Genomic DNA, 26,152 nt, shown 5'->3' with positions numbered 1-26,152 from the left:
TTAAGGACCTGGTGGTAGCGGACGGGACCTTGATCAGACTTCATAAGAACCTGGCACAGCAGTTTCCAGGCACCCGTGGGGCCCAGTTGAAAATCCACAGTGTTATCAGCGTGACCGCCAATGGGCCGCGTTCGTAACCTTGTGCGGGCGTGAAACTTTTACCGTGTTTATTGGGCTGTTACGGTTTGTTAATTCTGCACAAGAATGCGGTTTCTGGCACACTAAGGCACCAATCGGGCACCAATGCAGGCGACTCTCGTGTACACTGGCGGTGACATCTTCACCGTCAATGTGCGTTCCTGGTACGCCCGGCATGGGCGATTATCTGCAAGGCGTAACCAGCCTTCCGTCAATACTCCCGATATTCCTCTGCCGCCCTCGCCTGAGCTTCCGTCCGGCTGGCATTAATCTTAGCAAAGTTAATTTTCAGCAAATACACAATATCGTGATCCAAGGCTTGCTTGTCTGCCATCCGATGCAAAACCTGCATCGCCTTTTCCTCAGGCATCCCTTTTCTGTACGGACGGTCCTCTGTTATAGCGGTGAAAACATCCGCCACCGCCATGATGCGAGAGCCCAAGGGCAAATCTCGACCTTTATGATGGAAAGGATAGCCGCTGCCGTCCAGGCGTTCGTGGTGGAATGACGCCCAGTTGTTTATGTCATAAAGCTCTTCGATTGGGGCCAGGATGCGATAAGTGTAGTAGGTATGCCCGCGGATTACGTTGAATTCCGTTCCTGTCAACTCTGACGGTTTTTCCAAAATCTCCGCCGGCACAGCCAGCTTCCCCAAGTCGTGAAGGTAGCCGGCAACCTTCATCATCCCGCATTCTCTTTCGGAAAACCCGACAAACCTGGCGATCTGTTCCGCACTGGTGGCCACGCCACTGGAATGGGTGGCAGTAAACCGGCTTCTGAAATCAATGATACGCGAAAAAAGTCTGGCTAAGCCAAGCAATTCGTTAATGTCCGCCTCGATGGCCAAAGCTCCCGGTAAAGCCAGGTCCGGCGGAGAAGCGGCATCAAGCCAAAAGCTCTCCTTTTCGGCCAGGCTTCCGAAGGCTTCTACCAGATCCGGCACAAACATTTTCCCGGACTGTTCTCGGATCTTTTCAGAGATTTCCCTGGCTTCTCCCAGCACTTCCCGCTGTTCGCCCACCAGCACTGCCACCCGATCCGCCAGATGTACTATATGACTGCCGAGGGCCACTTTATTGCCGTTGAACCAGTCCCCGTGGGAGCTAGGGACATGATGAAAACGCACGATGTCAGCCGCCTGGGAAAAAGGGCTGTAACTCTTAAGCAGCCGATATCCTGTTTCCGCGTGCTGATGAGGGTTTTCCAGTTCAAACTGCAAAGCGGCCGTTTTTTCTGCTAGGGAGAAGGCGCCTACATCGTGCAATGCCGCCGCCAGCACTGTATCGTTAATCTGCGCCGCCGACAGGTTCAGCTCTCTCCCTATACTGTAAGCGATGACGGCCACCCGCAGATGGTGGCTGGCCAGCGCCGGGCTGACCAGATCCGCCGCCCTGGACAGCGATACGATTAAATCAGAAGTCTGGATTACTGGCTCCTTTATTGAACTGTTCATAATCCCCCTCATAATTCAGGATTGCTCCTTCAGAAACGCTCCCAGTGTCTGTATTGCTTGTGTGTGTCACAAGTCAATCGACCACCGTCCTGTTGGTTAGAACTACGTTCTGGAGGCTCGGCCTTTCGGATTCGAAACGGTCTTTCAGTTGTCCGAAGGTAACTATTCAGCCGTCTTTTTGACTTTACAAAAAATGCAATTCGCCCCCCCCTCGATTCCTCCTCCTTCCTCCAGAGATTCTTGTTGGTGACAACCCACGAAATCGGGTCAAAGAGGGCTTCGATTCAGATACGGCAATCTAGGTTCGGATGGCGCCAGGGTCGGTGAGGAGGCTGAAGGGGTTGCCGGAAGCGGTGTGGGCTTGATGGCGGTATGGGCTTCAAGCCGTCACGCTTGGGTTTACAGGACCTCACGAGGTTAGCATATGTTGGAGGCTTTGCAGCAAGCGCCTTCGAGTAGGCGATAGAACAGTAGGCCGCGGCTTCGTGATGTGCGCCGGTTGAAGCGAAAGGTGAACTCATCCAGGTAGGCTTGGAGGTGTTCCGGAGCGACTGAGCCCTGGTGAGTTCCGAGCAGCCAACGCTTCAACAGTGCGGCAACCCGGTGGACGGCAGGGAGTTCCTCGTGAGCCTTCCGTTTGGACCTCGAGATGTTGATCGATTTGTGCTTGTACTCGCGGTTTTCACCAAGACCATGTATCTTGGCCAGCCGTCGGTGATAATCACCGACCCTCGCTCCACGTTGGCACGTACGAATCCTTGCAGCAATGCAGCACTGGCATCCGCCACGGTCGCGAGCCGACGACGCCCGTAACTATGGGGTGCTTTGAGCTCGACCGCGACCAGGGTCTTGCCCAGTGCTCGACGACCCCCAGGCCCCTCCTCATCACCCCTCGGGGAAGTGCCCTCGCGGATCGCCTGGCGCCAGTAGAGGATGCGACCAGGGAGCAGATCCGCCAGGCCCCCGTGGTCCACTGCGACGAGACCGGTATCCGTATCGGCGACCGGCTCTATCGGCTGCATGCCGCCAGCACTGCTACAGAGACCATCTACACCCCGCATCCCAGACGCGGCCGCCCCGCCCTGGATGAGATGGGCATCCTATCCGGTTCCATCGGCACAGCTGTCCACGATGCCTGGTCCCCTTACTTCTCCTACCCCAAAGTCCACCACGCCCTCTCGGGCGCCCACCACCTCAGGGAACTCACCGCCCTCGCCGAACAGGGCCAGAGCTGGGCCCAGGAGATGATCCATCTCCTCATTGAGATCAAGTCAATGGTGGAGCAAACCCGTAACCGTACCAGTCACCTGGAACCCGCACAATGCCAGGTGCTCAGCCGCGGATGGGCCCAGAACCCTTCAACGCCTGACCGCCAGAAAGGTCAGCGCGGGCGACCCAAGAAGACCAAGGCCCAAAACCTCCTTGAGCGACTGGAAAAACACCGCCCTGCGGTTTTGGCCTTCATGTACGACTTCCGCATCCCCTTCGACAACAAATGGTGGAACGCGACCTGCGCATGGTTAAGGTGCAGCAGAAGATCCCCGGTACCTTCCGGAGCCTGGCTGGTGCGCGGCATTCTGCCGCATTCGCGGTTACATCTCGACCGTGCGCAAGCGGGGCTACCCACTCCTGGCGGCGCGGGAAGCCGGGTTCCGGGGCCAGCCGTTCCTCCAACCCCGCGGCACCCGAACCAGCGGGACGCGAGCGCCGCAAGTCTCCACCCACCGCACCAGGGGATACCTCCCTGCGGGCCGCCGTCAAACACTGGACCCGCCCGCTCACCCCGTCCCCGAAATGAGGAAATCTGCATGCCCCCCTGGTTCTTGCCCGGATGGGCTGAATAGTTACCAGAATTGTACGAAGTCGGTCAAGACAACGGCCAGGTACCCTCCCACCGATGTATAGACTATGACTACGATGGCTGCTACCCAGAAGCTGGTGATCACGTCCCAGCCCATTATACCGCTATGATTGTTCCCGCGGCGGCCATCTAGCCCGTGGTGTAAGCGATGTAGGCAAGGAAAGTAGTAATGGCGGCAACCACTCGCGACCGTGTGTCGTAGCGATCCTCCACTACGTCCGGGAAGGCCATTTGCTTCAGGCGGTCACCTACCCGGAACACGTGCCGGGAGACGTGAAACCAAAGAGGGGAAACGGCAATGGCAAGAGGATACAAGAAGGCGGAAAGCCCGATGTTGTAGGCGTTGTTGACGGTGGCCAGGGTGGATCCGCCACCCACCCAGGAGGCAAGCCAGCTGGTCATCACTACGAACCAGCCCACATTCCTTCCTCCGATGAGATAGTCCTCCAGGTTCTTCTGGCGCCGGGTCGCAACGAACCCTATTGCCATGAGTATTGCAGGATAAGCGAGGACAAAAAGCAGGTCAATGGTGTCCCTCACAGTATCAGCCCCATTGGTCAGGCAGTAAGTTGAGGTGGCAGGCAATCCGGCCGGACCGTTGCCCTTCACTACCTCACCCTAGTCATTATTCCCTCCCTTGTGTTGAACCTCCCCGGATGGCGAGGGCACTCTGCAAAAGCCATGCAGTTGCACTACTATTCCACCAACATCAAGTCCATGCCCGTGCGCACCCTTCTGGCGATGCGTCTTTGCATTCAACCCTGGGGTGCGAATGCAGTGAGGCATCCTTTGCGAGGGTTGCCTGGTATCTCTTGATCCCAGGAGGACCCTGGTCCCGGGGCAACCCGGCCTCACTTCGCTGGGAAGGATCGGCGTCGAGGCTGGAGAAGTATGAGGGGCAGGCGCCGGGCGCAGGCGCGATACCTCACGCGGGAGCTGGCCACCGGATCCACAGGGACTTGCCTAGAAGGCCTGGGGTATGATCGTTGCAGCGCGGCTTGGGCGCTGTGGGCCTCATCATTAGGGGAAAATAAGGCAGTAAGGAGTGACACTCGTGGACAAGGCAGCGTTGCTTAAGAAGATCCAGGAGGGCGTTATCGAAGGCGAGGCTTCCGAGGTAACCCAATGGGTGGAAGAGGGACTGAAGTCCGGCATCGATCCCCTGGAGATAATCGACTGGGGCCTGACCCCAGGCGTCGAGGCAGTGGGTGCCAAGTTCGAGAAGGGCGAGTACTTCCTTCCTGACATGATCCTTGGCGCGGAGGCCATGGAGGCGGGGATCCAGATCCTTGAGCCGCTCCTCCTGGAGAAGAAGCAGAAGCGTGAACCCCTGGGCACGATTATCCTGGGAACAGTGGCCGGCGACATTCACGAAATAGGCAAGAATATAGTTAGGATGATGCTGAAGGCTGCGGGCTTCGACGTCATAGATCTGGGAGTAGACGTGAAGACGGAAAGGTTCATAGACGCCATCAAGGGATCCGGTGCCGGCATAGTTGGTATGTCGGCATTGCTTACCACCACTGTGGGCCGCCAGAAGGAGGTCATGGACACCCTGGAGGAGGAAGGATTGAGAAAGGGCATTAAGGTGATGGTTGGTGGCGCCCCCATTACTCAAGGCTGGGCAGACAAGATCGGGGCCGACTCCTACGCGCCCGATGCGACGGCGGCGGTGAGAGAGGCCAGGAGACTGGTTGGCAAGGCATAGGGCTCTAGAGCAGATCATCCGGGGAGCTAAAGTCCCTGGCACGGTTACCGCCGGAGGCGAGGCCCCAGGCCTGCCTCCATATCACAGGGGGCTTGATATGTGAATCTAGGCTTGGGGATTGACACTGGGGGCACCTATACCGATGGTGTGCTCTTTGACTTTGCCGGTAAGACCATTCTGTCCAAGGCCAAATCCTTCACCACTCATGGCAACCTGCTCAACGGCATACTCGACTGCATCCGCTGCCTTCAGATTCCTGCCCCATCTTCGGTGCGGATGGTATCTCTGTCCACCACCCTGGCCACAAACAGTGTGGTGGAGGGGAAGGGTGGCAAGGTTGGCCTTCTTCTCCTGGGTAAGCCACTTCGAAACGATCTCCCCACTGACGTTGTCAGGGTCATCCCTGGTGCCCATGATGTCCACGGGGAAGAGGTCGAGCCCCTTGACCGCGATGCCGCCGCCAGCGAGGTGCTAGAGATGGCAAGCGTGGTTGAGGCCTTCGCGGTGTCCGGGTACATGAGTGTGAGAAACCCCTCTCACGAAAAAGAGATCAAGTCCATAATTGCCTCTATCTGCCCCCGTCCAGTGGTGTGCGGGTGTGACCTCACCATACGGCTGGGCTTCCAGGACGGTCCATCACCGCTTGCTTGAACGCAGCGCTGATTCCCGTGCTAGACCGGCTAGTCCAGGCCGTTGAGGCTGCTCTTGGGGAGATGGGGATCCGCGCGCCCTTGATGATAGTACGTGGGGACGGAAGCCCCATGAACGCGGCAACGGCCAGGGAGAAACCCATCGAGACAGTACTCTCGGGGCCTGCCGCCAGCATGGTGGGGGGCGTACACCTTACCGGTCAGGGGGATGCCATTGTAGTAGACATAGGCGGTACTACCTCAGACCTGGGTGTGGTCAAGAAGGGAAAGCCTAAGGTAAACCCAGATGGAGCTGTCATAGGCGGCTGGCGCACCCGGGTGAGGGCAGCTGATATCCATACCATAGGTCTTGGCGGGGACAGCGAGATCTGGCTTAGCAGGAAGGGAGCCCTGGAGATAGGGCCTCGCAGGGCGATGCCGCTTTCCTTTATGGGCTGCCAGGACTCCGGGGTAGAGGAGGAACTCAGGATTATAGCCCAGGACCCTGGCTAAAGCCCCGCCCTGCACCAGCCCACCGAGTTCCTGTGGAAACTGGCAAAGCCCGGTATTGCGCTTACCCCCGAAGAGGAGGAACTCCTGTCTGTCCTGGGTGAAGGGCCCAAGTCAATGTACAGGCTCAGCCGGGCCTTTTTCAAGGATGCTGATCTTTTGCCCTTTGACCGGCTGGTGCGCCTGGGCTACCTTGCCAGGGCATCGCTAACCCCCACGGATGTGCTCCACGTGACAAACAAATACTGCCCATGGTCAGTAGAGGCGGCCCGGCTCGGGGTATCCCTGCAGGCCAAGCGGTTCCGTGTCAGCCCGGAGGACCTGTGCGAAGTAATCCTGGATGAGGTTGCCCGGAAGATGGCGTCCCACCACTGCTATAAGCTGCTTTCCGATGAGCTTGGCCAGGAGGCTTCCGACCTCCAGGCGTGTCCTTCCACGGCACTGCTACTGTCCAGGGCTCTCAAGGATGATGGCAGGGGGGATCTGGCCTTCGAGATAGCCCCCAGGTTACCCCTTGTGGCCATAGGGGCCCCAGTATCCGCCTACTTCCCCCGGATTGCCCAGAAACTCCACGCCCACTTGGAAATCCCCAGTGACGCTTCAGTGGCAGGGGCAGCTGGCGCAGTCTTTGCCAACGTAATCGAGAGGGTCCAGGTCTTGGTGCAGCAGGGGACATGGGAGGGGGACTTCTGGGTGCACGGTCCCTGGGGTAGGAATGCTGTGCAGGGACTGGCAGAGGCCAAGGCCTACGCCCATCGAGCAGGGACGCCGCTACGTGAAGGACCTGGCCATCGCCGCGGGGGCCCCAGAACCCGCCGTGGAGATGGAAGATGAGGACGAGTGCGTGTTCAGGACAGGCACTGGGGGCAGCGTATTCGTGCAGTGGTCCATTACCTTGACGGCCATGGGAAGACCCCCCTTCTGAAGCGCTCCGCTCAGTGTCTTATGGCCAGAGGCTTGATATACTTGTGCATCTTCCTGACGATGGTAGACTGGTTCACCCCGAGGACTTCCGCCATCTTGTAGGTGTTCCCAAACCGCGAGTAGGCCTTCTCGATGAGCTGGCACTCCACCTCTTCAATGGCCTCCTTCAGGGGCATCATAGCAGATACAGTTACCGGCCGCCCTCTGGCGGAACCCTTCAGGATGCCTTTAGGCACGTGGCCAGGGGTTATGATGGATGCCTCCACCGTGACCACCAGTCTCTCCACCATGTTCTCCAGCTCCCGGACATTGCCGTGCCAATCATATTCTACCAGCAAGTTCAGGGTATCAGGCGATATGCGCTTGTCCAAACCGTACCTCTCGTTATAGCGGGAGAGGAAGTGAGACACCAGTATGGGTATGTCCTCCCTCCTGTCACGAAGGGGGGGAATGGTGATTGGCACAACGTTCAGGCGGTAGTAGAGGTCCTCCCGGAACTCTCTCTTATCCACCATTGACCGCAGGTCCAGGTTGGTGGCGGCCAGGACGCGTGTGTCCACATTGCGGGTCTTGGTGCCCCCGACCCTGACGATCTGCTTGTTCTGGAGGAAGTGCAGGATTTTGACTTGGAGGCTGAGGGGCAGGTCCCCTATCTCATCCAGGAACAGCGTGCCGCCGTGGGATACCTCAATTGTCCCAGGTTTTCCCTCGCGTAATGCCCCGGTGAATGCACCCGCCTCGTACCCGAAGAGCTCCGATTCCAGAAGGTTCTCAGGGATGGCGCCGCAGCAAACCGTTACAAACGGGCCCTCGCTTCGCTTGCTCATCCGGTGGATTGTCTCCGCTACCACTTGCTTCCCTACGCCTGACTCCCCGGTCACTAGCACCGTGGAGTCCACCTGAGCGACCCTGGCTGCCAGCTGGTACACCCTCTCCATGGCGCTGCTCCTAAACACCAGGTGGCGTGACATCCGCTCCATTCTCAGCGCCTCTATCTCCGTGGCGTAACGGCGCATCTGTTCCTCTCGTTCCTCCAGGAGCGTCTTGAGCCGGTTGAGCTCGGTTATGTCCTGGGAGTTGCACACCACCCGGAATATCTTGCCCTCAGGGTCCAGAACGGGAGTGGACGTGGCCAGTACCTTCTTTCCCCCCTTGACTGTCTGGAGGACTGTCACGGGACGTTTCTCCTTGATAGCCAGCATCACGCTGCTAGGGTGGAATATGCCGCTCCTCTCCAGGTCGGTGACTCTCTTGCCCACCAGGTCCTCCGGGTTTACACCGCACATCGTTGCCGAGGCGGAGTTCGCCCTCAGGCACACACCGTCTCCATCGGTGACGAAGATCTCATCTCTCACCGACTCGAAAATGGCTTCCATCTCACGGTTCATTTCCCTTGCGGTCCGGATTTCCTCTGAGAGCGCCTCGGTATCAACCTCCTGGAGCACAGCCACGGCGCCCTCCTTCCTTCCCAGCGGCTGGCTACTCGCCATAATGGTCTTCGGCCCTATGCTCAGTTTACGGTTGCGCTGTGGTGCCCCTGTCTTCGCCACCACCTGGATGTTGGATTCTCCCAAAATGCCATCGGGAGGGCAGCCAAGGAGGCATCTCTTCCGGCCTGCGAGCCTTCGGGCAGCGGGATTCGCCAGGGTGATGCGCCCCTCGGCATCCACGGCCACAATGGCGGCAGGGGTTGCGTCCATGACGGAGGTCAAGTGCTCAGCGCGGGAACGCTCCTCCTGGAAAAGTGCCGTGAGCACCTCCCGGACTACCAGGTATCCGAGGGGCTGGCCACCAGCCAATACCACTGCCATGTCAGAGCCGAGAGCGGCAACGCTCGCGGGGTCTGCCTCAAGATCCACGGTGCCACACCACTCTACCTGATCGGACAATGCACCCCTAGAGACTTCCAGCGCAGACGGGAAAACCACGCCGTACACGCCGCCATGCTCTACGAGGACCGCGCTCTGTCCCTGAGAGAGGCTCCTGGCCTGTGCTGTGGGAATAGAACCCGGGAGAATGGTAGCGCTGTGAACGAAGCCCTCCAACCTGAGCATCATTATCCCCCTTGCGCCATCTGCATCACCTGAACCTTCGTCCTTGACAGGGGTTCTCCTGCCTCCCTCAGTTGGGGAATGCAAGGATGCATTCTTCCAGCAGGTGGCGCGGCCTAGCGAGGATGAGGAGGATTCCGCCCTGCGGGCTCGAAGCCAGGATCTAGGGTGCCGCACAGTGCCAATCGCCCCTGGTACGGTTCTTGCATGCGACGGTTGATAACGCTCCTTCAAGGGTCCTGTATTGACGGGCTCTATCCAGGCTACACAAACCCAGCATCGTTATAGCAGTGATCGAATAAAGAAGGGAGGTCGCGTGGGAACGGATGGGAATGATAACCATAAGGATGGGCGACGGGTACCTTGGGGAAATGACCGCAGAGGAAATTGCCAGTGATATCCGGGCAGGTACCGAGGATGCCGCCGTCAAGGGCCGGATCCCTCCGCTAACAGAGGATGACATGGCCAGGCTCTACGAGATTTGCACTATGCCGGCCAAGTTCGTTTGCGTGGAGCGGGGCAAGGAGGTTGTGCTCACCTATGACGGGGGCACCAACAAGATAATGCGCCTGGGGATTCCCTCGGGCAGGGTTTCATCCCTGCAGATCTACGAGAGACTCATGGGTGCCGATACGGGAGAACTCTCACACTTGGACTACAGCTATAAGCCTGTGAAACCGATAGTCCACGAAGAACAGCACGACATGGAGGATGCGCTGCGCTGCACAGTCCTGCCCCTGTTCTACGGAGCCATGCCCAACCTGGGCCTTTACACTCAGCCTGACGGCCCAGTGTCTAACCCGGCGGAACTCCTCCCGCAGGGTAGGATAGCCGAGGCCAGGCAATGCACGGAGGAAACCGTGGAACTGGCGATTAAGGACATGGTGTACGTGGCCTTGCGCATGTATGAGGCTGGGGCTGACGGGGTGAACTTCGATACCACGGGGGCCGCCGGGGACGGTGACTTCCTGGCAACCCTAAGGGCCGTGGAAACCCTGAAGAAGACATACCCGGGCATGTGCATCGAGGTGGGGATGGCTGGAGAGACGGTCCTGGGCATGCACGGGGAACTCTTTTACGAGGGTGTGCGCCTGGCAGGGCTCCGCCCCCACGAGCAGGTGAAGCTGGTGGAGAAGGCAGGTGGCACCATCTTCGGCCCGGCCATCAACACCAACACCTCCAAGTCCCTGGCATGGAACCTCTCCAGGGCAGTCACCTACACCAAGGCCTGTATTTCGGCGGCTAGCATCCCAGTCCACGCCAACGTGGGGATGGGTGTCGGAGGGATCCCCATGCACGAAGTTCCCTGCCCTGACGCTGTCTCCAGGGTGTCGGTGGCCCTGGCTGAAATCGGAGGCATGGATGGGCTGTAGGTAGGCATGGGGGATCCCTTGGGAATGGCGATAACTCACTCAATGGCTGCGGGTATGGGCGGAGTCCGGGCCGCTGGAGATCTGGTAGCCCGGATGCAGATGGCTCGCGGCGTGAAGCTGGGGGAGGCCAAGGAGTACGTGGCCAGCAGGCTCAAGGTGAGTATCAGGGACCTCACCGACGAGGCCGTCATGAACGACGTGAGAAGGGAACTGAACCTGGGGCTGGTGAGCTCGGTGCACGGGTACGCCAGGGGCCTGGAGGCTAAGTTCCAGATATCAAAGCTACTGGGAATTGAGATCAATTGCGTTAACCGGAGCCGTCTTCTCCTGGGCTAAGGTGGGCCCGGGCACGTTCTTCCGGTTGAGGGTTCCCTAGGAGACCCTCAACCGTTGTCTGCCCGTGGACTTGATGTCAAGGTAGGGAAATCCCCGGAACCTGTTGAATCCACCGGTTCGGGAGCATCTGCGGGAGGTGCGTTACTGTGCCCAAGTCTTGGTTCCTTGGATTTGAGCCAGCCCAAGTGGGCTCTTGCGTGAAGGCCACTTTTGGGTCTGGCAAGATCGGGGGAAAGGCCAAGGGCCTGGTCTTTGCCAGGGAGATCCTTGAGGATGTCCCGCCCCGCGCCGGGCTCCCCGTCATCATCCCGGAGTCGTGGTACCTGTCCACTGAGGTGTACCAGGACTTCATTGAGGCCAACCGCCTCCTACCCTTCGTGGAGGGCGGCGTTCCCTACGATGGGGTAGAGAGGGCCTTCTTGGGGGGCCACCTTTCCGATTCCCTTCTGCGTGACCTGAGGGCCCTGCTGGAAACCGTGGACTACCCTCTGGCCATTCGCTCATCGTCACTCCTTGAGGACAGTGTCAGGTACTCCTTTGCCGGGAAGTATCTCACCGAGTTCATCCCCAATTCCGGAGACATTGACCAGCGGCTGTACGCCTTGGAGGCCTCCATCAAGAGGGTGTTCGCCAGCACCTTCAACCCTAGCGCCTCCCAGTACAGAAAGAGGCACGGGCTCCATGGGGAAATGATGGCGGTAATCATCCAGAGTCTCCAGGGCCGGCGAAGGTGGAATGCCTTCTACCCTGAGATTTCCGGCGTTGGTTTCTCCAGGAACTACCGGAGGTGGACTCCCAGGGTGCGGGTGGAGGACGGGGTGGTCCGGCTGGTGTTTGGAATGGGTACCCGCTGCACGGGCCGGGGTTACGCCAGGAACCTGTCTTTGAGCAACCTGAAACTCAGGCCAGAAGGGCAAAACCCCCAGGAGATAGCCAAGTATTCCCAGGAGACCTTCGATATCCTATCCTTGGCCTCGGGCCAGCTTGAGTCATACAACATCAACTCAGCGCCAGAGGTTGCCGGTTACCATGGAGCCTTTCGCGCGTTTGCCCAGATCTACAATGCCGCGGAGAATGCACTTCAGGACATCCCAGGTTTGGACCTGCCACGCCCCAGGCCCAACTACCGGTTTGTGTTCACCTTCCACCGCCTTCCTCACTTTCAGCCCGCCCTCTTCTCAACGGTGAGGTTCCTCTTCGAAACCCTGGAGAAGAAGATGGGTACCCCCGTGGATATCAAGTTCACATTCGAGACCGATGATGGGTCCTTCTCCCTGGTGCAGGCCCGTCCCCTCAGCAGCTACGAGGAGTACCGGCGGGTACAGACACCGGACATCACAGGAAAGACACTGATCCTCCGGGGGGACACGATGGTGACCAACGGGGTGCTGGAAGGGATTAGGAACCTTGTCTACGTAGACCACGACGCATACAGGACCACAATGGATCGCTACGCGGTCTCTCGCGAGATTGGGCGCCTGAACGCAGAGCTCTTTCCGCAGAAGTACATACTGGTGGGTCCCGGGCGGTGGGGATCTAGCGATCCGTCACGAGGGGTACCTGTCCAGTACGCTGAGATTTCCGGCGCGGCGCTCCTGGTGGAGATGGGCATAAGTCACCACGGCTTCACACCGGAGCTCTCATACGGTACGCACTTCTTCGCAGATCTGGAGCTGGACGGGACCCTTTACATGCCAGTCTTCGACAACAGGCCGAGCAATGTATTCAACGTCGATTGGTTCCAAAAGCACCCTCATGACGCCACCAGGCACAAGGCTGTCCGTCTGTACAGGGGCGATTTCTCGGCTTACCTGGACGGCCAGGATGTAACAGGCAGTGTCGTGGAGGGTTGAGAGATAAGGGAAATGATTAGCAAAGGAGTGAATTATTAAAAAGGATTCCAGGGCTTGATGGAGAATTCTTAATAAAGAGCGGTTCCTGTCCCGGTGACCGAGCGGAGCGCTGGGATATGACAATGGGCGGGATGCTCATGGATGAGGGTACTCTCGAGAGGCATGGTCTCTGCCCTAGTTGCCGGCAGGCGTCCCTGGAATGGTGTGGCATAAGGGTACCTTCCGAGACAAAGAAGGCCGTATCCCGCCGGGAGATACAGTGCGACTATATCCTCCGGTGTCCATGGTGTGAGATCAGGGTATTCGTTCCAGAACTAGGACGGCCTCCGGAGGGCCGCGAAATCGTGTCCCAGAGAGGGCTATAGTACGGGCAGGAGATTTGGACCCTATGGCGAAAGGGTGAAACCAAACCGAATAACGTCCGGATGATTGGCACGAGAGAGACCCTCCAAGCGAGGGCGCCGAAGGAGCAAGGCCATCCACCCGAAACTCTCAGGCAAAGGTATCGTGCCGGGACGGAACTCTGGAGAGAGCCCGTTATCGGGCCACCAAAGGGGAAATTGCCCTCCGGGGCATCAATCTCTCAGGTATCCGGACAGGGGTGCTGGATGATTTCAGGCTCCTGTCCGTTGTTTTTCCCCTGAGGGACACGGTGTCAAAGACAAAACTGGAGGTGAGTACATGATAGGATTAAAGCGAACCCCTCTATACGAGACCCACTTGAAGTACGGGGGGAAGATCATCGACTTCGAGGGGTGGGCGTTGCCGGTTCAGTTTAGCAGCATCATCCAGGAGCACCATGCAGTGAGGCAGAGGGGTGGCCTGTTCGACGTATCCGATATGGGCGAGTTGGACATTAGGGGCCGGGACGCCACCGGACTCCTGGAGAAGGCGCTGACTAACCGGATCGCCACGATGGGTGACGGGCAGGTGCGGTACTCCCCCATGTGCAATGAGCGTGGCGGGGTAGTGGACGACCTCCTTGTCTACCGCCTGTCAGCGGACCACTATATGCTGGTGATCAACGCGGGCAACATTGAGAAGGACTACCAGTGGATCAGCGAGCTTGCCAGGGGCTTCTCCGATGTGAAGGTCGCCAACATCTCCAAGGAAACCGCGGAGCTGTGCATACAGGGTCCTGTGTCCGTGGCTACGATGCAGAAACTTACCTCGGAGGACCTGGGCTCCATAGGGTACTACTACTTCAAGGACAATGTGGAGGTGGCCAGAAAAAGGGCACTGGTTTCCAGGACCGGTTACACGGGGGAGGACGGCTTTGAGATCTACTGCGAACCCAAGGACGCACCCGTGCTGTGGGACAGCATAATCGAGGCGGGCAAACCGCTGGGAGTAGTGCCTGCAGGGCTCGGGTGCAGGGATACCCTGAGGTTCGAGGCGGCCATGCCCTTGTACGGGCAGGAGATGACCGATGAGATTGGCCCGCTGGAGGCAGGCCTAAAACGCTTCGTAGACCTGACCAAGGAATTCGTTGGCCGGGATGCCCTGGCGAAGACGGCCGCTGAGGGCCCCAAGAGGCGCCTGGTGGGCTTCGTCATGGTGGACCGGGGTATCCCCAGGACAGGCTACCCAATAGTAAAAGACGGCAAGGAAGTGGGCCATGTGTCAACGGGCTCCTTCTCCCCAACCCTTGGCAAGAATCTAGGTCTTGGTTTCGTGCCGGTGGAAGTGTCTCAGGTTGGGCAGCAAATAATGGTACGGGTAAGGGACAAGGATCTCCGCGCCGAGATTACCAAACTCCCGTTCTACAGAAGACCAAAGGAGGCGTGATGAATGTATCCAAAGGACCTCAAGTACACAAAGACCCATGAATGGATCCGTGTGGAGGGACACGAGGGAGTCGTAGGGCTGACCTTCTACGCCCAGGACCACCTGGGAGACATCGTCTTTGTGGAACTCCCCGAGGTTGGCCGCGAGGTGACTCAGGGCGAGGCCTTCTGTGTGGTGGAGTCGGTGAAGGCTGTCTCTGACTGTTACTCCCCGGTCAGCGGTGAGGTAGTCAGGGTCAACGAGAACCTAGCATCCCAGCCTGACCTCATCAACACTGATGGGTATGGCGAGGGCTGGATCATGGCGGTGAAGATCAAGGACATGGCGGAGCTGGATAACCTCCTAGATGTGGAGGCCTACGAAAAACACGCGAGCGAGGAAGAACACTGATGGGCGGGTTTATTCCTAACACCGACAGGGACCGGAAGATCATGCTGGAGACCATCGGGGTCCGGTCTATAGATGAACTCTTCGCGGATATTCCTGATGAAGTCCGGTTCAAGGGCAACATGAACCTGCCCGAGCCCCTCTCGGAACTGGACGCCCTGAACCTTCTTCATGAAATGTCGGGCCGGAACCTCCACGACTTGGTATGTTTTGCTGGAGCGGGGGCCTACGACCACTTCATTCCAAGTGTCGTAGGGCACGTTACCTCCCGCTCGGAGTTCTACACTGCCTATACCCCCTACCAGCCGGAAGTGAGCCAGGCGGTGCTCCAGTCCATCTACGAGTACCAGAGCCTAATCTGCCAGCTTACGGGCATGGATGTATCCAACGCCTCGATGTACGACGGGGCGACCAGCCTGGCGGAGGCCGCCCTAATGGCAGTATCCAGTACCCGCCGTCGCAAGGTCCTGGTGTCCCGGGCAGTAAACCCTGAGTATCGTGAGGTGCTGGCCACCTATGCCAAGGCCGTGGAGATCCCTGTGCAAGAGGTGCCCATGTCGGATGGCGCCACGGACCTTGAGGCCCTCTCACGCATGGTGGATGGCGAGACCGCCTGTGTCATGGCGCAACAGCCTAACTTCCTAGGGGTTGTGGAAAGCGTTGATGACATCTCCAAGATCGCCCACGACGCGGGGGCGCTCTTCGTGGTAGCGGTAGACCCCATCTCCCTTGGGGTCCTCAAAGCCCCGGGCGACTATGACGCTGACATCGTAATGGGTGAAGGCCAAGCCCTGGGTAACCCGTTGAGCTATGGTGGACCGTACCTTGGCTTCTTTGCCTCCAAGGAGAAGTTTGTCCGGAGGATGCCAGGAAGGATCGTTGGCACCACCCTGGATGTGCGGGGCCAGCGAGGCTTCGTGCTGACCCTGCAAACCCGGGAGCAACACATAAGGCGCGAGAGGGCCACATCTAACATCTGCTCCAACGAGGCCTTGAACGCGCTGGCAGCCACGGTCTACCTGGCCACCATGGGCCGCCAGGGCATTCAGGAGGTTTCAAACCTGTGCCTGCAGAAGGCCCACTTCGCCATGGATTCCCTAGGTTCAGTGAAGGGCTTTGAGCCGCTCATCCCTGGGAAGCCCTTCTTCAAGGAGTTCGCTGTGAAGTGCCCAGTATCTCCGTCCTCCATCATCAAGGACCTGGTCAAGAAGGGCATTCTCCCCGGCGTGGACCTGGGACGCTGGTATCCGGAGTACTCTGAGGGGCTTCTGGTGGCCGTCACCGAGAAGCGCTCTCGCCAGGAAATTGAGCGCCTTGTGGCGGCATTGGAGGGATTGGCATGAAAACGAGACCCCTCATCTTCGAGATGAGTTCTCCGGGGCGGTCCGCTTACACCCTGCCCAAGTGCGATGTGCCGATGAAGTCGAAGGATGAGTTGCTTCCCCGGGGTGCACTCAGGGCGAGCCCGCCCGAGTTACCTGAAGTGAGCGAGGTTGATGTGGTCCGGCACTACACGAAGATGTCCCAGCTGAACCATGGCGTGGACGTGGGGTTCTACCCCCTGGGGTCATGTACAATGAAGTACAATCCCAAGGTGAACGAGAAGGCGGCCACCCTTCCAGGGTTTGCCGACCTTCACCCCTACGCCCCTGAGGAGGCTTCCCAGGGGGCCCTCGAGATGCTGTACGAGCTCCAGGTGTACCTCGCGGAGATTGCCGGGGTGGACGCGGTATCGCTGCAGCCCTCCGCGGGAGCACATGGTGAGCTCACAGGGCTTCTCATATTCAGGGCCTATCATGAAAAGAACGGGAAGAAGAAGAGCAAGATCATCATCCCTGATTCCGCTCACGGCACGAACCCGGCCTCAGCGGTGATGTGTGGCTATAAGACCGTTGAGGTGAAGTCCAATGAGCGGGGAGGAGTGGACCTCCAGGAACTCCAGAAGGTACTGGACGACGACGTGGCGGGGCTCATGCTCACGAACCCCAACACCCTGGGCTTGTTCGACGAGAACATCCATGAGATAGCCCGGATGATCCACGAGGCTGGCGGCTTGCTGTACTACGACGGTGCCAACGCCAATGCCATTATGGGCCTGGCTAGGCCCGGGGACGCTGGTTTTGATGTGGTCCACTTCAACCTCCACAAGACCTTCTCGACGCCCCACGGCGGTGGGGGTCCCGGTTCGGGCCCTGTGGGAGTCACCAAGGAGCTGGCGCCGTTCTTGCCGGTGCCCATCGTGGGGATGAAGGATGGCCGTTACTACCTGGATTACGACATGCCCGAAAGCATAGGCAGGGTAAGGTCCTTCTATGGGAACTTTGGCGTCATGGTGAAGGCATACACCTACATCCGGATGCTGGGGGCTCAGGGCCTCAAGGAAGTCAGCGAGAATGCCGTGCTCAACGCGAACTATGTGATGCGGAAGCTCCTGAGCGCCTATGACCTGCCCTATGACCGCCACTGCAAGCACGAGTTCGTGGTGATGCCCAAGAGGATCAAGGAGAATACAGGTATAAAGACCCTGGATATCGCCAAGCGGCTCCTGGACTATGGGGTTCACCCACCCACCGTGTACTTCCCCCTCATAGTTGATGAGGCGCTCATGGTGGAGCCCACGGAGACCGAATCCAGGGAGACAATGGACTACTTCATCCAGGCCATGCTGGATATCGCCAGTGAGGCCCTGGAGAACCCCGATATGGTCAAGGCGGCACCCCATGCCACCGTTGTGGGCCGCCTGGATGAGGCAAGAGCTGCCCGGCAGCCGGACCTTCGCTGGAACGGCTAGGGTCGATTCGCTGGGCAAGCCTCCAAGTGGGGACAGGGAGCGGGGCAAGCCTGCTCCCTTCCCCCCGGGGCGACGAACAAGGAACGGGGGAAGAGACGTGACCGGCTCCAGTCGACAAGTGGCCTTTGTGTACCCCCAGCGCACGTTGCCAGCGAGCCTTACCGGGTCAGAGTGTCGCATGGGCTGCGCTCACTGTGCTGGGCACTACCTTAGGCACATGAGCTCCCCGGGACAGGCAGTCAGGGCGCTTCAGGAGGGTAGGGCATCCAGCGTGCTGGTGAGCGGCGGGTGCGACCCGCCAGGGACGGTGCCCTTTATGGAACACCTCCCTCTCCTGGAGCAGTTGCGCGAACTGGGGAGGGTAAACCTTCATTCAGGGCTCGCCGGGCCTCGGGAGGCCCAGGCCATAGCAGGCCGGGTCGATGTGGTCTCCCTGGACATGGTAGGGGACGATGATACGGTGCGTGAGGTATACGGTCACCAGAGGGGCGCCCGGGCCTACCAGGATGCCTACCTGGCCCTGAGGCAACACGTGAGGGTTGTGCCCCACCTCTGCATCGGCCTCCGGGGGGGCGACCTGGGCCACGAGTACCGGGTGCTGGACTTCCTCAAGCGAGAGGGTGTGGAGCACCTGGTGCTCCTGGTGTTCATTCCCACCAGGGGAACGCGATACGGGGACGCTGAGCCGCCCCCGCTGAAAGAGGTGCAGAGGGTGGTGTTACGGGCGAGAACAGGGCTTCCCAGTGCTACTCTGTCCTTGGGGTGCATGCGACCGGGTACCAGGTACCGGTCAGATCTGGACACCATGGCCTTGCGCGAGGGCATCGACGAGATCGTGAATCCGAGCCCGCCCGCGCTGAGATTGGCTATGGAGAACGGGTTTGAAGTCAGCGAGAAGTGGGAGTGTTGCTGCCTGTGACCAGGATAGGGGTTTCCGCAGGAACCGCGGAGGTACTAAGGCTGGACGGGGCTCAGAGCCAGTGCAAGCCTACTACGGCCTACCTTCTGGTGGGTGAGGGCTGCTCCCAGTCCTGTGCCTTCTGTCCCCAGGCAAGGGTGTCGGCGTCCAAGGCAGATCTCCTGTCAAGGGTTACCTGGCCAGCATTCGAAAGGGAGCGGGTCGTCGCCGAGGCTAGAAACGCCTACCAGCGGGGCACTATAGGGCGGGTGTGCCTGCAGTCTGTGTTCTCCCCGGGGTCTTGGGACGTGCTCCTTGAGACTGTGGCGGCGATCAGGAAGACCTCAAGCGTGCCCATTTCGGTATCCGCCCTTCCCAAGGCCCGCCTGGCACGGGAGGCCCTAGAGGCTGGTGCAGACCGGGTGGGGCTCCCCTTGGACGCGGCAACACCCACCCTTTACAGGAGGGTTAAGGCCCAGGACCCGGCCATGGCCCTGGAGGAGCTAGCCCGGGTCGCCAAGGAGTTCCCTGGCCGGATAAGCACCCATCTCATCGCGGGAATGGGCGAGACTGAGGAGGAAATGCTCCGGCAGTTCCAGGCCCTGGCGGACCAGGGGATAACTGTGGCCCTCTTTGCCTTCACTCCGGTAAAGGGGACACCCATGGAATCCTGGGAAAGGCCAGATCTGGCCAGCTACCGCATCATACAGGCGGCAACACATCTTCTGAGGTCTGGCTCGGTTAGGGTGGAGAACATGAGTTTCCAAGAGGGGCGCCTGGCAAGCCTCGGGCTTTCGCCGGGTGGCACCCGGCTGGCGCTGGGCAAAGGCGATGCCTTCAGGACCACGGGGTGTGACTCATGCAACAGGCCCTACTACAACGAGAGCCCTCGCGGGCCATTATTCAACTACCCAAGACCGCTCACCGCTCTTGAGCGTGACGAGGCTGTGCGGCTGGTTCTGGAAAGGCTGGGTACCGGGTGCCATGCGTTGGAGACTGATTAGCCACGGTGCCTCTACTGGCAGGCGCAACATGGCCGTGGATGAGGCTGTCGCAAGGATTGTGGGAAGGGGAGAAGCACCTCCCACCCTCAGGGTCTACAAATGGGATCCCCCTTGTGTATCACTGGGATACTTCCAGCGATATGAGGAGGTGAATCTCAAAGAGTGCCAGAGGAGGGGCCTGGACGTTGTCAGGAGGCCCACGGGCGGCAGGGCTGTAGTGCACCACCATGAGGTGACCTACAGCGTGTGCTTGGCCACAACCCACGTCCCCGAGAGCGTCATCCAGTCCTACGTCTATCTCAGCCGGGGCTTGCTTGAGGCCTACAGGTACCTAGGGGCGGATGCGACCTTAGCCCCAGGCCGGCGCCATAGCGGCTTGTCCGCTGCCTGCTTTGACCTTTCTTCGGTCCAGGAGATCCTCGTCAATGGCAGAAAGGCGATAGGAAGCGCTCAGGTGAGGAAGTGGGAGGCCCTCTTGCAGCATGGTTCACTACCCCTGAGGCTTGATTCCCAAGTGGTCTCATCTGTACTCACCCATGATGCTGAGGCAGCCATGAGGTTAGGGCGAGTGCTCAGCGCAAGGGCTATTGATCTGGAGGAGGCCCTGGGGCGAGTGCCGGAACCCCAGGAGGTAGAAGAGGCCCTCCGGGTGGGTTTTGAAAAGGGGTTGGGGATAGAGCTGGTTTATGGCGAGTTGACAAGGGAAGAAGAAGAACTGAGCCTCCGTCTTGAAGCGAAAAAGTACGGGAACCTGGCTTGGAACGAGGCCCGGCAAGCCGAGGAGGGAGTCAATTGTTCGATCTAGCCGTAATAGGCAGTGGTCCCGGCGGGTATGTGGCCGCGGTCAGGGCTGCGCAGCTGGGAGCCAAGGTGGCTGTAGTGGAGGCCAGGGACCTTGGAGGGACCTGCCTCAACCGGGGATGCATCCCCACCAAGGCCATGGTGAAGAGCGCTGAGGCATACAAGACTATTGTGAACGGCGAGGGTTATGGGGTAAGGGTGAAGGAGTACCAGCTAGACTTCCCCAGTGTCATCCAGAGGAAGCAAGAGGTAGTGAACCGCCTAGTTACTGGCGTGGAGAAGCTGTTCTCCTCGAACGGTATCACCTGCTATCGGGGGAAGGCTTCCATACCGAAGCCTGGCATGGTAGAGGTGAGCGGCCCCGATGCTGCCCGGCTGGAGACACGGTTCACGTTGATTGCCACAGGCTCGGGACACGCACTTCCACCGGTGCCCGAGGCTGCCATTCGGCGGGCCATCACCAGCGATGAAGCCCTCTGCCTCCCAAAACCACCCGAGAGCATGCTGGTGATTGGCGGCGGAGTACTGGGCGTGGAGTTTGCCTGCATCTACGCGGCGTTTGGTACCAAGATAGACATCATCAAGCGGTCCCCGTTGGTGTTGCCACCCGTGGACGAGGAACTCTCCAAGCGGATAATGCCCCTCTTGGCGCGCCAGGGGATCAAGGTCAACGCCGGTATCTTCATCAAGGACATCCAGGTCTCCGGCGACGGGGCAAAGAGGGTCATCGCCAACACCAAGGAGGGCAAGGAAGTCACCTTTGAGGCCGAAGAGGTCCTCATCGCTATGGGCCGGGTACCGGACTTCGGCGGCCTGGACCTGGCTGCCCTGGGAATAGAGCATGACTCCAAGGGTATCAAGGTTGACAACAGGATGCGGACCAGCCTTGCTGGGGTGTATGCCATCGGTGACGTTGTGGGCAAGTACTACCTGGCCCCAGTGGCCTCTCGCGAGGGTATCATCGCCGTTGAGGACATGTTCTCTACAGGTTCCGACATGGACTACAAGGTTGTGCCCCAGTGCGTGTTCTCCAGTCCTGAGGCGGCCAGCGTCGGCTTCACCGAGCGCGCCGCCCGGGATGCCGGGTACTCTGTGAAGGTGTCCCGTTTCCCCTTTTCTGCCAACGGCAAGGCCGTGGCACTGGGTGAGGCTGAGGGCATGGTGAAGGTGGTGGCGGACGGGGAGACTGGACTCCTCCTGGGCATGCACATCCTGGGCCCCCATGCCACAGAGATCATCCATGAGGCCGCTATTGCGATAGTCCTGGGCGGTACCGCGGAGGCGATCGCCACGATGATCCACGCCCATCCCACCCTTCCTGAGGCTATCATGGAGGCCTGTCACGGGATCATGGGCCATCCCATTCACTTGGCGAAGGTCCGCTAAGGGACTGGGAAAAAGGGAGGATTTGGCAATCCGGGTGTCGAATTCCCTCGATACCAAGCGAGTGGAGGGATACCTGTGATTGGCCGCATAGTCAGGGGAAAGCGAATCGAGATGGGCCTCAGCCTGAGGCACTTGGCGGAGAAGACCCATCTGACGCCGAGTTTCTTGAGCCAGGTAGAGAGGGACCTTGCGGAGCCCTCCGTGGCCTCACTGAGGCGGATCGCGGAGGCACTGAAGGTCCCGATCTTCTACTTCTTCCTGGAAACAGAGGGTGATGACCCCATAGTCAGGGGATCTGACTGCCGGAGCATCGTGTTTCCCTCGTCTCCCGCTGACTGCCGGATCCTCACCCCTAACCTGCGCCGCAAGATAGGCATGCTCAAGGTCCGCCTGGCCCCGGGTCGCGCCTTCTCCCAGGAGCCCCTGAGCTACCCTGGGGAGGAGTGCACACACGTGCTTTCGGGCACCATGAGATTCATCCTGGGGAAGCGAGAGTACCACATGGAAACAGGGGACTCGATCTACTACTTCTCCTTGGTTCCCCACAGCATAGTGAACGGCGGTCATGAGGACCTGGAATTCATATCCGCAGTCACCCCCCCAGGTTTCTGACCGTGGCAGGCCCTCTCTTCCCTCACATGATAGGGAGGACTGCAGGACATACCTGTTATGCCTAGAACTCCTGTTGTGGCTCGACCGGAGATAGGAGGTATGCCCCGTGAACCATGTTGTTGACTTCCACGTTCACGTCTTGTCCCAGGAGATGATCGATGGCTCTGACCGCCTGTGCCGCCGGGATGCCTACTTCGCCATGCTGTGCCAGGGTCCCGAAAAGGCGCTGGCCACGGCGGACGAGGTCCTGGGTGAGATGGACCTTGCGGGGATCGGCACCTCGGTGGTGTTCGGTTACGCCTTCAAGGACCTGGGCCTGTGCCGGGAGGCTAACGACTACGTGATAGAAGCCGTGAAGCAGCACCCGGACCGTCTCGTGGGTTTTTGTTGCGTGCCTCCCAGGGATCCCGGGATGGAGAAGGAGGTGTTTCGCTGCAAGGATGCGGGACTGCTGGGCATCGGTGAGCTCTTCCCTGATGGGCAGGACTTCGACCTGGGTGACGCAAGCCATACCAGGGACCTGGCAGGGGTGGCCCGGGAGTCGGGCCTGTGCCTGTTTCTCCACTCCAACGAGCTGGTGGGGCATCACTATCCCGGAAAGGGAAGCACAGGGCCGGAGCGTGCCTGGGCCTTCTGCTCCAAGTACCCTGACATCCCCGTGATATTGGCCCACTGGGGAGGGGGGTTGGCCTTCTACGAGCTCATGCCTGAGGTTAGGCGGGCCCTCGGGAACGTCTACTATGACACCGCGGCGGACCCCTTCCTGTATGAGGCGGGGGTGTACAGGGTCGCCAGGGAAGCAGGGGTGCTGCACAAGGTGCTCCTTGGGACGGACTACCCGCTGCTCAAGCCAGGTAGGTACCTCCGGCGGCTCGAGGAGGCAGGGCTGACCCCGGGCGAGCAGCGGATGGTCGGAGGGGAAAACGCCCGGGGGCTCCTTGCGAAATTGGCACCCTAGTCTTCAGGGAGCGACAGATTTCGCGCCTCACGGGGGTTATGATTACCTTACCCCAAGGGCTCCCCGGGCACTACTCTTTTCGGGAAAGCCAAACCCCCAGAGGAGGAGACTTCATTCATGGGCTGCTTGTGCCAGAGGTTTCTAATCGATCTAGATGAGGCTGGCTCCATCTCAATTCCCCGTGATTGCCTGGATAAGGCCGGGCTGAGCTGCGGGGGTGACGTTCTTATGTATGTTGAGGGTGGGGCACTGGTAATCATGAGGGCCACTGGGAGTGTGCCCGGAGTATCCGAAGCCAAGGGCTGAAGCCACGGTCCCCATTCATTCTTCCCGGTTGCCTGAGGTCCTGGGGTTTTCGCGACCCGGTGCTTAGACGTGCCGGGTCGCTTGCTGTTAGGGCTCTTGCCCTCTTGGGGGGGATAGCCACCCGGACCCGTTGACACCCCTCGGCCTGGCCTTGTTGACAGGGGGGGCTTTGTGGGATATACACTTAGAGTGGACAAGAGACTGGAGAGCCTGGATAGGTCTGGGAAAGGGTGGAGCAGCAGGTGGATAGGGGACGAAGGAGCATCATGAGAGAACTCATGGCTAAGGACGCCAGCGTGTGGGATATTGCCGGTTCCTACCCGTCCATGCTATCCAGGCTTGTCTCTGACTTGAAGGATATGGCTCGCCAGGGATTGACCGTGCCTACCCAGAAGGGGTTATCTCTGACTCGCCAGGGCATGGCAGAGGCCGCCAGGGAGGGTCTGGTGCCAAGGAGACCTACGACCTGCCGGGCCTGTTCCGGCCGGGGCCTTGAGGCAGGCCAATTCCGGGAGGTCCTTCGGGAATTCCGGTCCATTGCCGCCAAACGGCCTCGGGCTGTTCCCGAGTTCGACCAGGGCTACGTGGATGAGGAGAACGCGCTGGCCCGCTGCCTCCTCCTTTATGAACGCGGGGACCTGGAGGGTAGCCGCGTGTTTCTCCTTGGCGACGACGACCTCACCGGCATCTGCCTGGCCCTCACCGGACTGCCCCGTGCGGTGACTGTCGTGGAGATCGACAGGCGTCTCATAGACTTCACCGGTGATGTTGCGGCCCAGCGCGGTCTCCCTATAGAGGTCTCCCTATATGACGCCAGGCAGGCGCTTCCCTCTCGCATGGACGGCACCCACCAGGTGTTCATTACGGACCCCGTGGAGACCCTACCAGGGATCGGCCTCTTTCTCTCCAGGTGCGTCCAAGCACTGGAGGGACCAGGCACCGCAGGATACTTTGGCCTGACTCATCTTGAGGCCTCGAGGGTGAAATGGGCTGCCATTCAGCGAATGCTACTGGAGATGAACCTGGTTGTCACGGACGCGCTGCCCTTCTTCAACCGGTATCTCCTGGAGGATGACGAGTACTTCACAGGGCTGCTCCTTAAGGGAATCGGCGAAGGGAAGGACAGGCCGGACAGCCCCTGGTACAACTCCACGTTCTTCAGAGTGGAGGCCTACGGTCCCCCTAGGCCCCTTCACCGGGGGGACTCGGATATGGGGGAGGAACTCTACATGGACGACGACCTGCGGCAGTTTGGCCAAATAGAACCCGGGCTTCCTGGTAAGGGGGATGGGCAGGCTTGACCGAGGCCCATCGCCTGTCACAGTGCCGGGAAATCCTCACGGAAGCCCAGGCGGACGCCTTTCTGGTGACGGACCCCAACAACAGGTTCTACCTGAGTGGCTTCCGGGGGAGCCTAGGAGCGCTCCTGGTCACAGCGGGGGAGCAATTCCTCATCACGGACTTTCGTTATACGGACCAAGCCCAGGAGGAGGCGCCCTGTTACAAGGTAGTCCGTTGCGAAGAGGACTTCTTCCAGGAGCTGGCGGGCCTCTGCCGGGAATCCGGCGTTTCAGTGCTGGCCTTTGAAGAGGACCATATCACCTACGGCCAGTACAGGAAGCTTGGGCAGGCAATGGCGGGGGTCTCCCTGGAACCCCTCAGTGGGGCGGTGGAGCGGCTGCGGGCTGTCAAGGACCCGGGGGAGGTCTCCAAGATCAGGAGGGCCGCGGAGATCGCCATAAGCGCCCTTGCCAGCGCGGTGCAGGGCTTGAGTGTGGGTGTTACCGAGGAGGAGGTTGCCAGGAACCTGGACAGGATGGTGAAGGACCTAGGAGCCTCCGGTAGCGCGTTTGAGACGATTGTAGCCTCGGGACCCAGGTCTGCTTTGCCTCACGCGAAGCCCACCGCCAGGAGGATAGAGGACGGGGACATTGTCCTGGTAGACCTGGGGAGCCGTTACGAAGGCTACTGCTCGGATCTGACCCGGTGCTTCATGGTAGGGAACGGGTCCAGCCGGTACCGGGAGATCTATGGGATTGTCCTGGAGGCGCAGCTGGCTGGCATAGGTGCTGTGATGCCAGGGAAGACCGGCCGGGAGGTGGACGTGGCAGGCCGCAGTATCATAGAGGAGCGGGGCTACAAGGACCAATTCGGGCATGGCTTGGGTCATGGCGTGGGACTGGCCGTTCACGAGGCCCCGAGGCTGAACCCCAAGGCCGAACAGGTTCTCACACCAGGGATGGTGGTAACGGTGGAACCGGGAATCTACCTGCCCGGCTGGGGCGGTATCAGGATTGAGGACCTGCTGTTGGTGAGGGAAGAAGGATGCGAGGTGCTTACGGAGGCTTGTCCTAAGGTGTTGGAGGTCTAGACGGTCCGAGAGAC

Annotated in this window: 22 protein-coding genes, 2 pseudogenes and 1 riboswitch; of the genes and pseudogenes, 20 read left to right on the top strand and 4 right to left on the bottom strand. The window is 59.8% G+C overall.

The genetic code is table 11. From position 1 onward, the window contains the following. Positions 1 to 349 precede the first annotated feature (349 nt). Both AB1576_13010 and AB1576_13005 read right to left on the bottom strand, forming a co-directional pair. Complete coding sequence (locus AB1576_13010) at positions 350 to 1,591, bottom strand: HD domain-containing phosphohydrolase (protein MEW6082655.1); 1,242 nt, start codon at positions 1,589 to 1,591, stop codon at positions 350 to 352. Between the two features lie 450 nt (positions 1,592 to 2,041). Continuing rightward, positions 2,042 to 2,436, bottom strand: a pseudogene (locus AB1576_13005) (IS1595 family transposase). On the opposite strand from AB1576_13005, the gene AB1576_13000 reads away from it, so the two are divergent. Further along, a complete protein-coding gene (locus AB1576_13000) occupies positions 2,407 to 3,435 on the top strand; it encodes a transposase (GenBank protein MEW6082654.1) in 1,029 nt (342 codons plus the stop codon). The pseudogene AB1576_13005 and the gene AB1576_13000 sit on opposite strands and share 30 nt — an antisense overlap. A 146-nt stretch (positions 3,436 to 3,581) precedes the next feature. On the opposite strand, the gene AB1576_12995 is transcribed toward AB1576_13000, so the two are convergent. Then, positions 3,582 to 3,992 (bottom strand): hypothetical protein, encoded by a 411-nt coding sequence (locus AB1576_12995; GenBank protein MEW6082653.1) that lies wholly within the window; start codon positions 3,990 to 3,992, stop codon positions 3,582 to 3,584. Positions 3,993 to 4,506: 514 nt separating this feature from the next. Here AB1576_12995 and AB1576_12990 point away from each other — a divergent pair. The 4 genes from AB1576_12990 (at position 4,507) to AB1576_12975 (ending at position 7,133) form a co-directional block, all read left to right on the top strand. Next, positions 4,507 to 5,160: a corrinoid protein gene (locus tag AB1576_12990; GenBank protein ID MEW6082652.1), complete on the top strand. Its 654-nt coding sequence runs from the start codon at positions 4,507 to 4,509 to the stop codon at positions 5,158 to 5,160. A gap of 99 nt (positions 5,161 to 5,259) precedes the next feature. Then, positions 5,260 to 5,811 carry a hydantoinase/oxoprolinase N-terminal domain-containing protein gene (locus AB1576_12985; protein ID MEW6082651.1) on the top strand — a complete coding sequence of 184 codons (552 nt, stop codon included), beginning with the start codon at positions 5,260 to 5,262 and terminating at the stop codon, positions 5,809 to 5,811. Positions 5,812 to 5,828: 17 nt separating this feature from the next. After that, complete coding sequence (locus AB1576_12980) at positions 5,829 to 6,302, top strand: hydantoinase/oxoprolinase family protein (protein MEW6082650.1); 474 nt, start codon at positions 5,829 to 5,831, stop codon at positions 6,300 to 6,302. A 114-nt stretch (positions 6,303 to 6,416) separates the two neighbouring features. Next, a complete protein-coding gene (locus tag AB1576_12975) occupies positions 6,417 to 7,133 on the top strand; it encodes a hypothetical protein (protein ID MEW6082649.1) in 717 nt (238 codons plus the stop codon). Positions 7,134 to 7,234: 101 nt separating this feature from the next. Here AB1576_12975 and AB1576_12970 read toward each other — a convergent pair whose 3' ends face one another. Then, complete coding sequence (locus AB1576_12970) at positions 7,235 to 9,277, bottom strand: sigma 54-interacting transcriptional regulator (protein ID MEW6082648.1); 2,043 nt, start codon at positions 9,275 to 9,277, stop codon at positions 7,235 to 7,237. Positions 9,278 to 9,600: 323 nt separating this feature from the next. On the opposite strand from AB1576_12970, the pseudogene mtbB reads away from it, so the two are divergent. The 15 genes and pseudogenes from mtbB (at position 9,601) to AB1576_12895 (ending at position 26,138) form a co-directional block, all read left to right on the top strand. Further along, a pseudogene (gene mtbB, locus AB1576_12965) lies at positions 9,601 to 10,983 on the top strand ([dimethylamine--corrinoid protein] Co-methyltransferase). 146 nt (positions 10,984 to 11,129) lie between these two features. Further along, the gene (locus AB1576_12960; GenBank protein MEW6082647.1) at positions 11,130 to 12,836 is read left to right on the top strand and encodes a PEP/pyruvate-binding domain-containing protein; all 1,707 of its coding nucleotides are present in this window, start codon (positions 11,130 to 11,132) and stop codon (positions 12,834 to 12,836) included. A 425-nt stretch (positions 12,837 to 13,261) separates the two neighbouring features. After that, positions 13,262 to 13,354, top strand: a riboswitch (glycine riboswitch). Between the two features lie 163 nt (positions 13,355 to 13,517). Next, on the top strand, positions 13,518 to 14,624 hold the full coding sequence (gcvT, locus tag AB1576_12955) for a glycine cleavage system aminomethyltransferase GcvT (GenBank protein ID MEW6082646.1): 1,107 nt from the start codon (positions 13,518 to 13,520) through the stop codon (positions 14,622 to 14,624). Positions 14,625 to 14,627: 3 nt separating this feature from the next. Continuing rightward, the gene (gene gcvH / locus AB1576_12950; protein ID MEW6082645.1) at positions 14,628 to 15,014 is read left to right on the top strand and encodes a glycine cleavage system protein GcvH; all 387 of its coding nucleotides are present in this window, start codon (positions 14,628 to 14,630) and stop codon (positions 15,012 to 15,014) included. Continuing rightward, complete coding sequence (gcvPA, locus tag AB1576_12945; protein ID MEW6082644.1) at positions 15,014 to 16,354, top strand: aminomethyl-transferring glycine dehydrogenase subunit GcvPA; 1,341 nt, start codon at positions 15,014 to 15,016, stop codon at positions 16,352 to 16,354. Before gcvH ends, gcvPA begins: the two co-directional genes overlap by 1 nt. Further along, the gene (gcvPB, locus tag AB1576_12940) at positions 16,351 to 17,802 is read left to right on the top strand and encodes an aminomethyl-transferring glycine dehydrogenase subunit GcvPB (protein MEW6082643.1); all 1,452 of its coding nucleotides are present in this window, start codon (positions 16,351 to 16,353) and stop codon (positions 17,800 to 17,802) included. The genes gcvPA and gcvPB overlap by 4 nt, the downstream gene beginning before the upstream one ends. A gap of 97 nt (positions 17,803 to 17,899) precedes the next feature. Further along, a complete protein-coding gene (locus AB1576_12935) occupies positions 17,900 to 18,721 on the top strand; it encodes a radical SAM protein (GenBank protein MEW6082642.1) in 822 nt (273 codons plus the stop codon). Then, on the top strand, positions 18,718 to 19,704 hold the full coding sequence (locus AB1576_12930; protein ID MEW6082641.1) for a radical SAM protein: 987 nt from the start codon (positions 18,718 to 18,720) through the stop codon (positions 19,702 to 19,704). The genes AB1576_12935 and AB1576_12930 overlap by 4 nt, the downstream gene beginning before the upstream one ends. Before the next feature lie 28 nt (positions 19,705 to 19,732). Next, a complete protein-coding gene (locus AB1576_12925) occupies positions 19,733 to 20,509 on the top strand; it encodes a biotin/lipoate A/B protein ligase family protein (GenBank protein MEW6082640.1) in 777 nt (258 codons plus the stop codon). After that, a complete protein-coding gene (lpdA, locus tag AB1576_12920) occupies positions 20,497 to 21,891 on the top strand; it encodes a dihydrolipoyl dehydrogenase (protein ID MEW6082639.1) in 1,395 nt (464 codons plus the stop codon). Before AB1576_12925 ends, lpdA begins: the two co-directional genes overlap by 13 nt. Before the next feature lie 75 nt (positions 21,892 to 21,966). Further along, positions 21,967 to 22,503 (top strand): cupin domain-containing protein, encoded by a 537-nt coding sequence (locus tag AB1576_12915; protein MEW6082638.1) that lies wholly within the window; start codon positions 21,967 to 21,969, stop codon positions 22,501 to 22,503. 106 nt (positions 22,504 to 22,609) lie between these two features. Beyond that, positions 22,610 to 23,461 (top strand): amidohydrolase family protein, encoded by an 852-nt coding sequence (locus AB1576_12910; GenBank protein MEW6082637.1) that lies wholly within the window; start codon positions 22,610 to 22,612, stop codon positions 23,459 to 23,461. A gap of 117 nt (positions 23,462 to 23,578) precedes the next feature. Next, entirely contained in the window at positions 23,579 to 23,767 is a 189-nt protein-coding gene (locus tag AB1576_12905; GenBank protein MEW6082636.1) for a hypothetical protein, read from the top strand. Positions 23,768 to 24,009: 242 nt separating this feature from the next. Further along, positions 24,010 to 25,068, top strand: a complete 1,059-nt coding sequence (locus AB1576_12900) for a bis-aminopropyl spermidine synthase family protein (GenBank protein ID MEW6082635.1) — start codon at positions 24,010 to 24,012, stop codon at positions 25,066 to 25,068. After that, positions 25,065 to 26,138: a Xaa-Pro peptidase family protein gene (locus AB1576_12895; protein ID MEW6082634.1), complete on the top strand. Its 1,074-nt coding sequence runs from the start codon at positions 25,065 to 25,067 to the stop codon at positions 26,136 to 26,138. Before AB1576_12900 ends, AB1576_12895 begins: the two co-directional genes overlap by 4 nt. Positions 26,139 to 26,152: the final 14 nt, after the last annotated feature.

Source organism: Bacillota bacterium, assembly GCA_040754315.1.
Classification (GTDB): Bacteria; Bacillota; Sulfobacillia; order DUSP01; family JBFMCS01; genus JBFMCS01.
The sequence above is the reverse complement of the archived record's forward strand: the minus strand, read 5'-3'. Positions and strand labels throughout refer to the sequence as shown.